At 46.7% G+C, this 13,455-nt stretch carries 14 protein-coding genes; 1 reads left to right on the top strand and 13 read right to left on the bottom strand.

Annotated features, from left to right (window positions below):
- Positions 1-41: 41 nt before the first annotated feature.
- The 3 genes from ACN6NF_RS06945 to ACN6NF_RS06935 all read right to left on the bottom strand — a co-directional run bounded on the left by ACN6NF_RS06945 (position 42) and on the right by ACN6NF_RS06935 (position 2,686).
- A complete protein-coding gene (locus ACN6NF_RS06945; RefSeq protein WP_474316385.1) occupies positions 42-638 on the bottom strand; it encodes an SMI1/KNR4 family protein in 597 nt (198 codons plus the stop codon).
- Positions 639-798: 160 nt separating this feature from the next.
- On the bottom strand, positions 799-1,884 hold the full coding sequence (locus ACN6NF_RS06940) for a saccharopine dehydrogenase family protein (protein WP_474316383.1): 1,086 nt from the start codon (positions 1,882-1,884) through the stop codon (positions 799-801).
- Complete coding sequence (locus ACN6NF_RS06935; protein WP_474316381.1) at positions 1,871-2,686, bottom strand: class I SAM-dependent methyltransferase; 816 nt, start codon at positions 2,684-2,686, stop codon at positions 1,871-1,873. The genes ACN6NF_RS06940 and ACN6NF_RS06935 overlap by 14 nt, the downstream gene beginning before the upstream one ends.
- Before the next feature lie 175 nt (positions 2,687-2,861).
- On the opposite strand from ACN6NF_RS06935, the gene ACN6NF_RS06930 reads away from it, so the two are divergent.
- Complete coding sequence (locus ACN6NF_RS06930; RefSeq protein ID WP_474316378.1) at positions 2,862-3,953, top strand: helix-turn-helix transcriptional regulator; 1,092 nt, start codon at positions 2,862-2,864, stop codon at positions 3,951-3,953.
- 75 nt (positions 3,954-4,028) lie between these two features.
- On the opposite strand, the gene ACN6NF_RS06925 is transcribed toward ACN6NF_RS06930, so the two are convergent.
- The 10 genes from ACN6NF_RS06925 to ACN6NF_RS06880 all read right to left on the bottom strand — a co-directional run bounded on the left by ACN6NF_RS06925 (position 4,029) and on the right by ACN6NF_RS06880 (position 13,360).
- Positions 4,029-4,208, bottom strand: a complete 180-nt coding sequence (locus ACN6NF_RS06925; protein ID WP_013370039.1) for a hypothetical protein — start codon at positions 4,206-4,208, stop codon at positions 4,029-4,031.
- Positions 4,209-4,285: 77 nt separating this feature from the next.
- Positions 4,286-5,287, bottom strand: a complete 1,002-nt coding sequence (locus ACN6NF_RS06920) for a diacylglycerol kinase catalytic domain-containing protein (RefSeq protein WP_474316376.1) — start codon at positions 5,285-5,287, stop codon at positions 4,286-4,288.
- Positions 5,284-6,345, bottom strand: a complete 1,062-nt coding sequence (locus tag ACN6NF_RS06915) for an SPFH domain-containing protein (RefSeq protein ID WP_064963941.1) — start codon at positions 6,343-6,345, stop codon at positions 5,284-5,286. The genes ACN6NF_RS06920 and ACN6NF_RS06915 overlap by 4 nt, the downstream gene beginning before the upstream one ends.
- Positions 6,346-6,584: 239 nt before the next feature.
- A complete protein-coding gene (locus tag ACN6NF_RS06910) occupies positions 6,585-7,346 on the bottom strand; it encodes an alpha/beta hydrolase (protein ID WP_474317526.1) in 762 nt (253 codons plus the stop codon).
- 118 nt (positions 7,347-7,464) lie between these two features.
- Positions 7,465-8,487, bottom strand: coding sequence for a FecCD family ABC transporter permease (locus ACN6NF_RS06905; protein WP_474316374.1), 1,023 nt, complete (start codon positions 8,485-8,487; stop codon positions 7,465-7,467).
- Positions 8,480-9,487, bottom strand: a complete 1,008-nt coding sequence (locus ACN6NF_RS06900; protein WP_474316373.1) for a FecCD family ABC transporter permease — start codon at positions 9,485-9,487, stop codon at positions 8,480-8,482. Before ACN6NF_RS06900 ends, ACN6NF_RS06905 begins: the two co-directional genes overlap by 8 nt.
- A 10-nt stretch (positions 9,488-9,497) precedes the next feature.
- Complete coding sequence (locus tag ACN6NF_RS06895) at positions 9,498-10,478, bottom strand: ABC transporter substrate-binding protein (protein WP_474316371.1); 981 nt, start codon at positions 10,476-10,478, stop codon at positions 9,498-9,500.
- 167 nt (positions 10,479-10,645) lie between these two features.
- Positions 10,646-11,329 carry an HD domain-containing protein gene (locus ACN6NF_RS06890; protein ID WP_474316368.1) on the bottom strand — a complete coding sequence of 228 codons (684 nt, stop codon included), beginning with the start codon at positions 11,327-11,329 and terminating at the stop codon, positions 10,646-10,648.
- A gap of 43 nt (positions 11,330-11,372) precedes the next feature.
- Complete coding sequence (locus tag ACN6NF_RS06885; protein ID WP_474316366.1) at positions 11,373-12,101, bottom strand: HEAT repeat domain-containing protein; 729 nt, start codon at positions 12,099-12,101, stop codon at positions 11,373-11,375.
- Positions 12,102-12,325: 224 nt separating this feature from the next.
- The gene (locus ACN6NF_RS06880; protein WP_474316364.1) at positions 12,326-13,360 is read right to left on the bottom strand and encodes an NAD(P)/FAD-dependent oxidoreductase; all 1,035 of its coding nucleotides are present in this window, start codon (positions 13,358-13,360) and stop codon (positions 12,326-12,328) included.
- Positions 13,361-13,455 lie beyond the last annotated feature (95 nt).

The following is a 13,455-nucleotide window of genomic DNA, read 5'->3' as shown; positions in this document are numbered from 1 at the left end:
ACAAGAAAATGATGATCATTAACTTCCTAACGATTCGAAATTCAACTACATAAATCACTCCAAAAGCGAACTGTTTTTACCGCCTCAAAATTAATCCGTTCGTAAGTCTTCTCCCCAAATTCCAGCTTAAAATACTCCTGCAAACTTTCTCCATACACGATAATATCCGTTTGATACACTGAAAATACCGGATTTCCTTCTTCACAGGGCTTCTCCGGGATATAACGGTGTCCATAGATCGGGATCAGCTTGGGCACACGGACAAACTCACGTTTACATGTATCAACGGCTTCTTCCACATCTATTGGTCTTTCTCCCCATTCGGAAGGCCAGAATATATTCTGCTCCACATCAAAAATCATACCTTCGAGCGGCCAATTCAGCCTTTGCCGAATGACACCCATTCGCTGTGGTGACGTATCTCTCCATGGGATGAAGCTTTTACCGACTGGAAGAACGTTCATCAGCAGCTCTCTTAAGTCGGGCGGAAAGTGAATATCATACCTGTCTTCGACTTCAGTAATCTCCTGGGTGGATAAGCCTGGGGTTAAGGTTACATCGTCTTTACGTAATAAATCGATAATAAAAGCGATATCCATCTTGGCTTGAACACCTCCATCGCTGTCTGCTATGTTCATAGGGGCTCCACATTTCATATCATCGCCTATGCTCTTTCCCAAAAATATGTACTTCTTTCTAGTGTAATCCAATAGGAAAAGAAATCCAAGACCTATCCGCAAGGCATTGCTGAATAAGCTTGGATGATATGAGAGTCTTTTTTTTCAGAATATATGACTTTTATACTTGCTGTCCGTTCACCTGAATATCTACGTCCACCTGCTGTCCCAGCCAAGCCCGCATGCGATCCCACGAAAAAACCTGCTCCATGTGAAAAACACCGTATGGAAGTTCTGAACGATACAGAGCAAGCGCTGCAAAGACGGCAGCTTTAGCAGTTAAATCAGACTGATGATGTCCCCTTAGCCTGCATTCAACCCTCGTCTCCTTGCTATTGAGAGTTCCTTGGGCGTCTACCTTAACCGCTACAGCATTTCCTCCAAAGTGCACCTTGCCAAAGCTGCGAACTACTGCCTCACGAACCGTTGGCTTTCGGAGCAGACCTGATATTCCTATTGTCCGCAGCCCTGCCAGAAGCCGAGTGGTCAAGCGCGAATCGAAACACAGGCGTGTGCTGACCGTAGGAACATCGAGTGTACGTGGAAGTGTCTGCTGATCCGAAAAAGGAAACCGATACGCCCGATGACGACCCACTCCTGCACCAAAGTCTGCCACTATGCCGTCGGTAAAGCTTCTTCGAGTCACTGGGCGTCCCTGTTCTATCACCTCCAAGTCGGTATGAATCTGATCTACAGTCCACTCAATCGCAGCCTGACCGTGTCGATCACCCAAACCCAGCATCAATGATATGTTCAATTCATCCGTCTGATCCATGAGCTGTGTCGCTTGCAGAGCCAATAGATTGGTCAGCCCCGGAGCTAATCCTACACTTAACAGCGCAGTGGCCTGATAAGCTCGGGCCTCCTGATGACACTGCTCCACCTGACTCAAAAAGGCCGCATTCGCAGTAATATCCATGTAATGCACCCCATGCTGAAGACAGGTGCGTACCAAGGCTGTATTGTCCTGATCCAGACACATAATAACCATTTTGGCTTGCTTTAATATCGACGGGTCCATCGGTTCATGAATATTAAGCTGCAAGGGTCGTATCTTGCCATTCGATTGTTGGCTGAATGCAGTGGCACGTTCCAGACTGCGGCCCGCGGCAAATACCTTGCCGGGTAACATTTCACTTAACTCTGTACATACAATTTTTCCAACATGGCCATACCCGCCAATAATGATGATGTTATCCTTTGTCATAAGCCGTCTCTCCCTCTTTAACCGCAAACCATGCATTCACTAAAAAAGCACCATAATACCGGGTGATGTGGGTAAAGCCTGCATCTATCAACAGTTCCTGAATTGCTGCATTGGACACCGGGTTTGACTCGCGGCCGATGGAAGCAGCGAATCGTTCCCAGTCCTCCAGTGAAATGTTCTGACTCAGCATATGACCTTTCCATGCCTGCATTTGGATGAAAAAAGAAGTATCCTGCGGATTCCCATTAATAGAAGCTAGACAAAAAGGTGCACCCGGCTTGAGTCGTGCGGATATATGGCGCAGCAATGACTGTTTACTTTCCAAGCTCTGAAGAAAATGAAGCACCAGCAGGCAGGTAGCAGCGTCATAGACTGGTTCATCGGATAATTCTTCACAGTACTTTTCGTGCTGTTCTTCAGGCGATTCTCCAGACAACTCTTCCAACGTGCCTGTAACAAATGATATTTGTGAACCGATGCCCGCTTGTGTCACACGTTGACGTGCCAAATCCAGCATGTGCTCAGAGGGATCAACTGCCGTAAAGGACCATGCCTCATGCCGCCCTCCGAGCGTAATCAATTCCTGACCGCCCCCAGCTCCGACAATCAGCACGTTCGGATCGATATTCCTGGTATGAGCCTGCGCTTCAAGCTGTGCGGTTATCAAACAATCTGTCATCTCATACAGATGGGTATATCCAGGTATTTTTAAAGAAATCGTATCCGCATATTTATGTACATTCGGATGATTCCAGCTCATAGGTTGATTTGAGTCGGTATTTCCAATATGGGGTTGTTTCATATGTGCTCTCCTCCAAACATTTAGCCTTGATCTTCAACGACCATTCATTTATTGTATATTTAATTAAGAATCATTCTCAATTATAAAGACAATACGAATATCCACCATCCCATAAATATGGGATTTAGGAAGAGGCACTTTAAGAATCTCCAGCTTTCACGATAGGAGTAAACGAATGAACGCACATTATACGCAATTTGCACAGCTTAAGAATGATCAACAACCAATCAAGGAAATGGGAAATAAGTCACCCTCATCTCCTACATACAAGCACACGCTAATCGACCGCTTGCGTACTCAGGTTTCTTTTGATGCGGCATGCTGTACCTCAGTAGATCCGCGGACGCTGCTTTCCACGGGTGCACTTACGGAGTCGGGTGTAGAGGACATTCATAGCAAACTGCTAGAATACGAATATCTGCACGATGATATCATGAAATACGATCAATTGGTGCGAGAAGGACAGTCCATCGCGACGCTTCATGGGTCTACACAAGGCCAGCCGGATCGCAGCACACGTTTTAGAAATGTTTTGCAACCCGCTGGATTCGGCGATGAGCTGCGTATTCCATTTATGTACAAAGGAAGCTGTTGGGGATTTCTTACGTTGTTCCGCCACTATGGAAAGCCTGTATTCAGCACGGAAGAACAACAACTACTTGAAGCGTTAGCGCCATCCATAGCCTACCATCTGCGTCAAACCAGTGTCGGTGTATCTCCAGCCCCCGCTATAGCTATGGAACATGAACTTGAGCCAGGTGTTCTGACGCTTTCCACTCAACTAGAACCCCTCTCGTCCAATATAGTAGCAGAACAGTGGCTAAAGCTGCTTCGGCAGCAGGAGGGAATCCATGATGGCGAGCTGCCGGTCTCTGTTCGGGCGGTAAGCTTGCGAGCGCTATCCACTTCTACTGCACCAGCCAGACTATGTGTCCCTTCCGCAGATGCTGAAACCCCTTGGGTCACGATCAGAGCCACTCTCCTGCAAGGCGGACGCGAGCATATGGGCGAGAAGCAACTGGCCGTATGGTTTGAGCCTGCTAAAGCAACGGACATGCTGCCGCTTATGGCTGAGATCTACTCATGGACTGAACGAGAGAGACAGCTTGTCCGGCTCATTGTCCAAGGCTTTTCTACCAAGGAACTGGCAAGTGCACTTCATATTACGGCCTACACGGTGCAGGATCATCTGAAAGCCATTTTCTTGAAAACAGAGGTAAGCAGCCGTCGTGAGCTAGTATGGAAGGTATATTCCAGATTCAATTAATTATGTAAAAAAGACAGATGACCCGGTTAAGGATCATCTGTCTTTGCATCACTGCTCTATTGAGACGCAAGAGTCTTATTTCTGCGAAGAGGATTTCGTATCATCGTATGATACTGGTGAGGGCTTCGCAATCCATTCATCAGCCTCAGGCTCGATATCCACGCCATTGTCCAGCTTCGTTTTCTCCATCAAGGAATCTCCGTCCTCGTTCTTCTTGTTGCGGATTTTCGCTTCGTCTTGAGTGTGGTCGCTCATGTTGATTCCTCCTTTTTTAATTTCATCTGATGGTTGTACCTTACTCATAATTACCCATTGCCGTCCTGTACAAACCTCTACACCACCAGATGCCCTTTTTTCTCCGCCGGTCCAATGGTCGCCTCAATGCCAGCATTAAACTCCAGAAAGTCGCTTTCTACTCCATCACTAAAAATAACTCCATTCTCCGGCATCTGCGAAGCAATGCGCAGCGGTCTTTCAACTGCCACCTGTCCAAATACCAGCTCCGCAGCAGTCGTCCGGCTGGGGAATGGTTCTCTCACCGTAAAATAAAGTGAGGGCGAGCTCCAGGTTGCACGATGATCATGCCCCATTCCTTCTACTGCACCCTCCTGACTGAAAGCTGCATCTGACATCAGGTGATCTGGAGTCAGTGAGACCGGATGCCGTGTAGCACTGCCGACAATCCCGGCAGCTCCAGCCAGCACACTGGTCAGCCAGCCTGTCGCCCCCAACCCGGTGGAAACAATAATACCGCTGGACGATTGCTGCTCTACCTGATCCTCCAATCTCAGCTCATATCTCGCAGAAACATGAGTTTTGCGCCCGATGAACAAATCGTTCACGGCATATATGGATTGGCCATCATTCAGTTGGGCCTTAGCCAGCGTAACCTCTTTAATCGGCCGTCTGTTCACGAACACATCCGGCACCACCCAGCGCAGATCAGATACAGTAAACGGCAGCAATACCCCGTCCCAGCGCAATGGATCTGGATTTACGCCGATTAGCGGCTGCTCGGTCAAATACTTTAACGTGTTAGCTACCAACCCATCCTGACCCAGTACCACCACCGTATCCTGCTGACCAAAAATAAAGTTCGGCACATGCTCCCGCTCCACAATCTGGACACGCCCCAAGGCCGATAACTCGGACGTCGCCGTTGCCACCGCCCTGCGGTAATTTTCATCCTCCAGCACATAATCACTGAAATCCGCACCCAGCCGTTCCATAAAGAAGCGAGCCTGCTGCACCGTATTGTAACGGACAATCAGTTCCTCCAGTCGCGTTTTACGCTTCACCAAAATAATCTTCTGCTCAGTCATTCGGCTACTCATCGTGCTCTTCCTCCAGACCCTCTCGATCCTGCTGATCCACTTGTTCCCGTATCTGACATGAGACCTTGCAGCAGATCAGGCGTAATATTCAATTGGCCGATTTTCCCTGCATTTTCTGCGAGCTCTTGAAAGGCGATCGCAATCAGCTTATCCGGGCTCATATCCATGTTGGCCATAGCTTGAAGTACGTTGGGCTCGACATCCTGCAACGATTTCATCACCGCTGTCAGCTCATAGGCCTTGGCATCGGCTTCTGCCTTTTTATTCGTTACGGTCAGCTCAATCAGTTCGCGCTTTTTCTCTTCCAAGGCCGTGTCAAACCGCAACTGCTCCTCCTTCATCTCACTTTGCTTTTGCTTTACGGAACGCTCGGCATCCAGTTGGGTTTCGCGGATTTGCCTTTTTTTCGTCTCCACCGCAATTTCCGTATTCAGCTCATTTTCCTTCACACGCCGCTCCTGCTCAATGGATGCGTTACGACGCTCATACAAAGCGTGATCCGCACTGCGAAGAATTTCCTCTCTCGCCTGCGCTTCCAGTGCTCTCATCGTCTCCTTATTGGGTAAAATCGCCAAAATGGACAGCCCCATGACCTCAATGCCCAGTTTCTCCATTTCAGTATGCTGAGCAATATCCTTCGTCATGTTTTGGGCCAGACGTTCACTGGACTGAACCGCTTCTTTAAGTGGGACACGTTCCAAATACTTTTTGGTAAGCACCTTGGCAATGTTAATCACCCGTTGGGCTAGCTTGCTTGGATCGTCCGAAATGTAGCGTCGTTCCTTCAAATCATACGTGTAGTTTAAAATCTGCGTCGTTCTGCGGTAATCCACAATCCGATAAGTCAGTTGCCCCTGCACGGTCACCGCTTGGAAATCATTTGTCATATCTTCAAACATAAACGGTACATCAATGGAAGAGACAGGCACGACAACGACCGAGGTGGTCGGCGCGTAGTAATAAAAAGATAACCCAACCCCCTCTCGAACCACCTTCCCGTTCTTCACCTTCATGACATACTCACTGGGCTGAAATTTAACAAAATTAAATCCAAACATCAGCGCTTCCTCGCTTTCTTTACAGTATTTATTTTTTATTATTTCTATATTGTTATTATCAATTTGTTATTAACAATAAAATAACACAAACAATCCATAATATCAATATGACATTTATAAAAAACTAAAGGCTGTTTCCTCTCCGATACGCTCGGTTAAAGGAAACAGCCTCAGATTTCTTACATTTTTTTATAAGTACACTTTTAAAAATTTATACCTAACTGCATATTTAACTGGAATCAGCAGCAAAAACGAACTGCTCTGCTAACTAAAACAGGCAGCACTGATATATGACCTTCATCTGTAAATTCTCGGTACTCTACGTGTAGTCCTAGATCGTCCCTAGTCGTTAAACGCGTAGCTAAGTCCCTGGCCTTTTCCTGCATGCCAGTAAAATGTCCGGCCTCTAACTCGCCTACAGCAATCAACAGCTTTTTATTCCAATGCTTCTGAGCTATAGAAGCTACAAACTGTTTCTCTTCATCCATAATAACTTGTCCGCCCCAGTGTATAGACGGACTTCCCGCCACATACACCTGAAAAGAGTCTGGTCTTGTAAACAGGGTATGTAATACGAACAGTCCTCCAAGCGAATGCCCGAAGATCGTCTGTCGGTTGCGGTCGATAAGAAAATCACGCTCGATCATTGGCTTAAGTTCATCTTCAATAAATGACAAGAAATGATCGGCGCCCCCGCTTTCTTTAGAGGCATCTTCATTTGGCTTTACCGGAAGCTCCACAGCCGTCCCAGGCAGTGTAAGATCGTAATATCGTGAAGGATGAAAGGGAGCCTCTGTTGGATAGCCTATTCCTACAATGATAGCTGGAACAACCCCCGTTTTGTCAGGTCGTCTCCCCTGAACGCGCACCGCTTCCACCATGGTTCCAAAAACAGAATTGGCATCCAGCACATAAATAACGGGATAACCAGATACAGGAGGTTCCTCGGCAGGAATGGCAATATAAATATGATACTCACGGTTTTCAACCTGCGAGTACATTACTCGATGCTGACTGCGAGGAACATACACAGCTCCATGTGCATCGCTGGAATGATAAGCTTGCGTAGATAGATCTTTAATGGGAACAACCTCCTTTAGAGCCCGAATTCGAATGAAATCAGACCGTTTTTTTCATAAGCAAGACTACAAAATAAGGGACCCCGATCACCGCAATAATCAGTCCAACGGGAATTTCCGCAGGCGCGACCACCGTTTTGGCAACAAAATCAGACAACAGCACCAGTACCATACCGACCATACCGCATACGGGAATCACAAAACGGTGATGAAGGCCAACAAGCCTTCTGGCGATATGAGGAGACAATAATCCTACAAAGCCTATTCCTCCAGAAACAGACACACAGGCACTCACCAGTCCAATGCTGGACAGCAGGAGAATAGACTTTTCCTTTTCGGTCGCAACGCCAAGACTTTTAGCTGTATGTTCATGTAATTGAAATAGATCCAGCACATACGATTTCAACCAAATAACAGGAATTAATATGACAAGCCATGGAATTACGGCAGCAGCCAGCTTCCAATCAGCACTCCAAATACTGCCCGACATCCATACTGTCGCCATCTCGAAATCCGAGGCTTTCATTTTCAGCGACAGATATAAGCTTAAGGAACCGAAGCCCGAGCCAATCGCGATACCTACAAGTAGCAGTCGCTGCGAATCCAGACGTCCTGCTTTCCAAGCAAATAAATAGATCAACAGCGCAGCCAACAAACCTCCAATCAAGCCAAAAAAGGGCATAGCCAACGCCGCAATCCAGCCTGTCATTTCCATTTGTCCTTGGTAAAAGAACATAAATATGACGATTGCTGCTCCCGCCCCTGCGTTAATGCCTAAAATGCCGGGATCGGCCAAGCCATTCCGTGTAACTCCCTGTACCGCCGCCCCAGCAATCCCCAGACCTAAGCCGACCAAGGCCGCAATCACAATGCGTGGTAGCCGAAAATCAAAAATCACCAAATCCAACTGCGGAGTAGGGTGAATACGGAACAATGTCTGAATTACTTCCCGAAGGGTCATGTCTAATTCTCCATGAGTCAGACTAATATAGGAGGCTGCTAAAATGAGCGCAGCCCCGCCTGAAAGTACGAGCCACAGCCGTTTCGCACTAATTTTACGCATGCTCTCCCCCTCCTTTTCTACGTATTAAGTACAGAAAGAAAGGGATGCCAATGACCGAGGTAACCACACCAATAGGTGTTTCGAACGGATAATTAAGAAAACGGCTCAACACATCAGACATGCCCAAAAAAACACCACCGATCAAACCAGAACATGGGATGACCCAACGGTAATCTACTCCGATTAAATATCGGGTAATGTGCGGAATCAACAAGCCTACAAAGGCAATTTTTCCTGCCAGCGCAACAGAAACACCTGTCAGCAAAGCTACACAGAGCATGGACCCCAGCTTGACCGGTAATGCCCGCTGTCCCAGACCTGTGGCCACGTCGTCGCCCAAAGACAGCAGTGTTATTGGCTTGGCCAGCAGCATCGCTCCCACAATTGCCACAAGCGCAAAGGGAATTGCCAATTGGATCATCTCGGGATCCATCTGATGCAGACGAGCGTTAAACCAAAAGCTTACATTTTGCGATACATTAAAATAAATGGAGAGAACGGCCGACAAGCTGCTTAAAAACGTGCCGATGATCGTTCCCAAAATGGCCATACGAACCGGAGCAAGACCGCCGGGAATCATCCAGGCTAAACCGAACACAATAGTCACCCCCAGAGCCGATCCCACAAAAGAACTGCCGATCAGGCCCATCGAAGTGGAGTTCGGTGCAAGGATCATCATTAAGGTGATCACAAACGCCGCCCCATCCGACACCCCCATAATTGAGGGTGAAGCCAAGAAATTCCGCGTCATACCTTGCATAATGGCTCCTGAAATCGCGAGAAAAGCACCAATCAATATAGAGCCGACCGCTCTAGGCAGACGAGAGTGTAAAATAACCTGATGATCCACGTTCCCAGCATCAAAATGAAAAAAGGTAGCCGTTATCGTCTCCCATTCTATCGTCTTAGCTCCGTACATCACGGACAGCAGTATCGTTAAAACGATAAACAAGGGAGAAACGAAGATGATAAGGTAAGGAGAGATTAACTTTTTTCCCATGTTCCTACCTTTACTGCGAAAGTCGGTTCATAACCGCTTCCAAAAAGGCAAGTTTGCTCCATGAAGTACCACCTTGAGCATTCGGATCTACAATGTTGACGAAGGCTTTCCCATCCTTGACGGCATTGATGCTGCTCCAAATCGGATTCTTCTCCAAATCTGCCAATGCCTGCGGCTGGTCCTTGTTCTCTCCTTCCGAGAATTGCACGAACAGATAATCCGGGTTCATATCAGCCAATTTCTCCAGAGAAACCGCCTCTTGTGCTTTAACTGTATTTAACTCTTCCGGTACCTTAGCTCCTAGATCAGCATACAGCGAAGGATTAAAATATACATCTGCAGGATATACATACAGATTCCCTGTACGAATCCGTACCATGAGTACCTTTTTATTTTCCCATATTGGCTTTAGCTTCTGTTGGGCCGCCTCCGCATCTTGCTTGTACTTGTTCAGGATCTCTTTTGCCTTCGCCTCTTTGCCTGTAAGCTGCCCTAACATTAGCAGATTCGCTTCCCAGTTCGTTGAAATATGGGAGACAGGAATCAATGTAGCGACCTTCCCTAGCTGTTCTGCCACCGCAGGTCGAAATTTAGAACTCCCAAGAATCACATCTGCCTTCAGTTTCAGGATCGTTTCAGCGCTAGGCTGCATTCGGTCACCAACATCTGCGGCTCCTTCCATCGCTTTCTCCATGTACTCAGGAAATTTTCCGCCCGTAGTAACCGCCCCAGTTGGCTTTACTCCCAGGACCGCTGCATCTTCCATTGCTTCCAGGCTAGCTACAATAATATGATCCGTCTTGGCCATCTTATAAGTCTTATCTAAATATGTAATCGTCTTGGCACTTTCTCCGTCAGAAACAGACGTTTGTGTCGATGCATTGGTATTCTTTTGAACTGAGCTATCCACCTCCTGAACTTTTTCACCACATGCTGTCAACAGCAAACTTGCCGATAATAAGGTACACATCCATACTGCAAACTTCTTCATAATCTGAAAGACTCCCCTCTACCTACTTGATTTTACAGATAATAATTATCATTATCATTGATAACTATTATCAATAGTAGGAGAGAAATCGGCGTATTGCAATATTTTTTCTAATATTTATTAAAAAGAGGGCTTTCTTCCCCTCGAATCTTTGCAATTAGGAAGCATCAGCCTCCCCTATTCTGTTGGATATCATTTACATTCCATTCTTTATAGAATTGCTCCAAATACATCTCCATCCACTGATGCCGGACCTCCGCCAGCTCTCGGGCATATTCGGTATTCATTAAATCCTTAAGCTTGAGCAGCTTTTCATAAAAATGGTAAATAGCACTTTTACCTACGGCACGATATTCATACTGTGAATAGTCTTGATCCGGTTCATGCATGATACTGCCTTTGGAGCCTGCATACATAAAGGTTCTTGCAATCCCAATCGCTCCCAAGGCATCCAACCGATCTGCATCCTGTACAACCTGACCTTCCAGCGTTTTCATAGGCGGATTTTGTCCACCATTGTAGGACATTGTAGAAATAATGGTCATCACGTGTGTGATCACATCCGCATCGTTTACATGCACATGCAGCCACTGCTCAACTTTATCCATCCCCGCTTGTTTGGATTCATTTAATTTTTCATCCGCTACATCATGCAACAGTGCTGCCAGTTCGCACACGAACGGATCTGCACCTTCTTTTGCAGCAATTTCAATGGACAGCTTCCTCACGCGGTCAATGTGCCACCAATCGTGACCACTGTGGTCATGCTCCAACTGCTGCTGTACATACGGCTCTGCCTTTTGAATAATATCTACCATCATCGCTTCCTGCTGCTCTGTTCGTCTCTTCATAACTCACCTTTCCATCCCGTCCATTTTTGCTATGTAGGTTGGTTTATTTTTTTATATGCTTGTCCAATTGCTTAGCGCGAATCATCGAGAGCGCCTTACGGGCTGCTAGCTTCCCATTCGGGCTACCATGCTTCATCACTTCTTTTAACAATTCGGCCGTGAGTTGATACCCATGATATCCCAAAAGAGTACATGCACGCTCCTGTACATATATATCTTCATCATCCACATAAGGAAGCAATGAATCCACTTCACTGACAGGCGTAATCGCCATTAAGCTGTAGAGAAGCTGACACCTCACATCATCGTCCATAGATGAGTCCTTTTCCAGTATAGCCTGTAATTCATTCATACAGCGAATATCTTCCGCTAGTTGTTCGGTGCTTATGTGCTCGCCAGATGGGTAATCCTTACGCAGCTGTTCCCAATCGAGCGCTGGATTTTGCTCTAACTCTGCAATCAGCGAAGCTGTACTTCGGTACATCGGTGACAAATCTGTTTCCTCGTGATTGATGTAACATAATTTATATGCTAGTGGCCCCTCTACATATAGACCTACATAATTAGAATGATCATCGGTCCATAGTGGGACGATATGTTTGAACACCTCGATCTGCGTCATCCACTCGATACTCTCGGCAAGCTCCTGTTCACTTAGCAATCGTAGCTGAACCTTCCGCCCTTCCTGCTTCTTGCTATGGATTAGTAAAGCTTCCAGCGTATCGTCAGGTAGATCAATCGCTTGGCGTTCAAGCACCTCTTGTAAGCTCATTTTTTCACGCTCCTTATCTTTTCTAATCCCACTCCTATGTACACGGCGGAAAAGGACAGGCTATCTTCATTTTATTCTATAGTGTGTATAGCATCCAACCTCTAGCATCAGAAATCGGTAACCTAACAAAAAAAGAACCTCCAACACCACATCAATCGTAGTCAACGGAAGTTCTTTGGCACTTGTCTATCTTAGCTCTTTCCTAATAAACTGATTGCCTTATTTTATTCCACGACACCAAGCTCGCGGTTTTTTTCCTTGAATCGGCTGTTGTGAGAAGATACATATGCGGCTTTATCAGCTGTCGGATCAATGTACAACTTGGCGCTGTTGAGGGCAAGAGCAGCATCTGTAAACGTACCTGCAATCAGATACAGCTTGCTTCCGTACTCGACAAAATCGCCTGCAGCAAAAATCCCCGGTAGATTCGTTTCCAGCTTGTCGCTCACGCGGGCATGCCACTCTCCCATATCCAGTCCCCAATCTCGCAGGGGACCGAAATCGGATTTCAGACCATGATTTACGATAACTGCATCAACATTCAGCATCTCTATTTCGCCCGTATCTACATGATTGATCGTCACCTGCTCAATCGTCTCTCCGTTGTTGCTATGTAACTGACTTACCGCGTAAGGTGTGAGAACACGGACCGAAGATGATTTCATACGGGCTACATTTTTCTCATGTCCGCCAAAATGATCCCGACGATGTACAACTGTCACACTCGCCGCAATAGATTCCAGTTCATTCGCCCAATCTACCGCCGAGTTGCCTCCACCGGAAATCAGGACATGCTTATCCCGGAACGGCTCCAGCTCTTGTACGGTATAATGCAGGTTTGTAACCTCGTAACGGTCAGCACCTTCAATCTCCAGTTTAGCCATTTTGAGAATACCATAGCCTACGGCCAGAACAATCGTACGCGTCCAGTGCTGTTCCCCTGTGGCAGAAGTCAGCAGGAACGTACCATCTTCTTGCCGCTCCATCCCCGTAATCTGTTGCGCCAATACAATCGTAGGCTCGAACGTTCGTGCCTGCTGCTCCAGCTGGTCAATCAGCTTTTCACATAAAATTGGGGTTACCCCGCCAACATCCCATATCATCTTCTCCGGGTATATGCGCATCCGTCCGCCTAGCTCATGCTTGGCTTCGATCAGCTTGGTTTTCATATCTCTCATGCCACTATAAAACGCGGTATACATACCGGCAGGACCGCCGCCGATGATCGTTACATCATATAATTCCAAGGACTCTGTCACTCTGCAACTCTCCCTATCATAGCGTATTATGTCTGCTTCTATTATAAGTGATAATAATTATCAATATCAATTAAGAAATAAAAACATATCTGTTA

It is taken from the genome of Paenibacillus sp. TSM33 (assembly GCF_056099025.1).
Note: the sequence above shows the minus strand (reverse complement) of the source record. Positions and strands in the feature narration are given on the sequence as shown.

Coding starts and splice junctions, on each gene's coding strand:
- ACN6NF_RS06910 (WP_474317526.1), bottom strand. CDS start 7,346: ATGTACTCGCAGGTTGAAAACCGTGAGTATCATATTTATATTGCCATT.
- ACN6NF_RS06945 (WP_474316385.1), bottom strand. CDS start 638: ATGAACATAGCAGACAGCGATGGAGGTGTTCAAGCCAAGATGGATATC.
- ACN6NF_RS06885 (WP_474316366.1), bottom strand. CDS start 12,101: ATGAGCTTACAAGAGGTGCTTGAACGCCAAGCGATTGATCTACCTGAC.
- ACN6NF_RS06920 (WP_474316376.1), bottom strand. CDS start 5,287: ATGAGTAGCCGAATGACTGAGCAGAAGATTATTTTGGTGAAGCGTAAA.
- ACN6NF_RS06925 (WP_013370039.1), bottom strand. CDS start 4,208: ATGAGCGACCACACTCAAGACGAAGCGAAAATCCGCAACAAGAAGAAC.
- ACN6NF_RS06935 (WP_474316381.1), bottom strand. CDS start 2,686: ATGAAACAACCCCATATTGGAAATACCGACTCAAATCAACCTATGAGC.
- ACN6NF_RS06890 (WP_474316368.1), bottom strand. CDS start 11,329: ATGAAGAGACGAACAGAGCAGCAGGAAGCGATGATGGTAGATATTATT.
- ACN6NF_RS06895 (WP_474316371.1), bottom strand. CDS start 10,478: ATGAAGAAGTTTGCAGTATGGATGTGTACCTTATTATCGGCAAGTTTG.
- ACN6NF_RS06930 (WP_474316378.1), top strand. CDS start 2,862: ATGAACGCACATTATACGCAATTTGCACAGCTTAAGAATGATCAACAA.
- ACN6NF_RS06940 (WP_474316383.1), bottom strand. CDS start 1,884: ATGACAAAGGATAACATCATCATTATTGGCGGGTATGGCCATGTTGGA.
- ACN6NF_RS06915 (WP_064963941.1), bottom strand. CDS start 6,345: ATGTTTGGATTTAATTTTGTTAAATTTCAGCCCAGTGAGTATGTCATG.
- ACN6NF_RS06900 (WP_474316373.1), bottom strand. CDS start 9,487: ATGGGAAAAAAGTTAATCTCTCCTTACCTTATCATCTTCGTTTCTCCC.
- ACN6NF_RS06905 (WP_474316374.1), bottom strand. CDS start 8,487: ATGCGTAAAATTAGTGCGAAACGGCTGTGGCTCGTACTTTCAGGCGGG.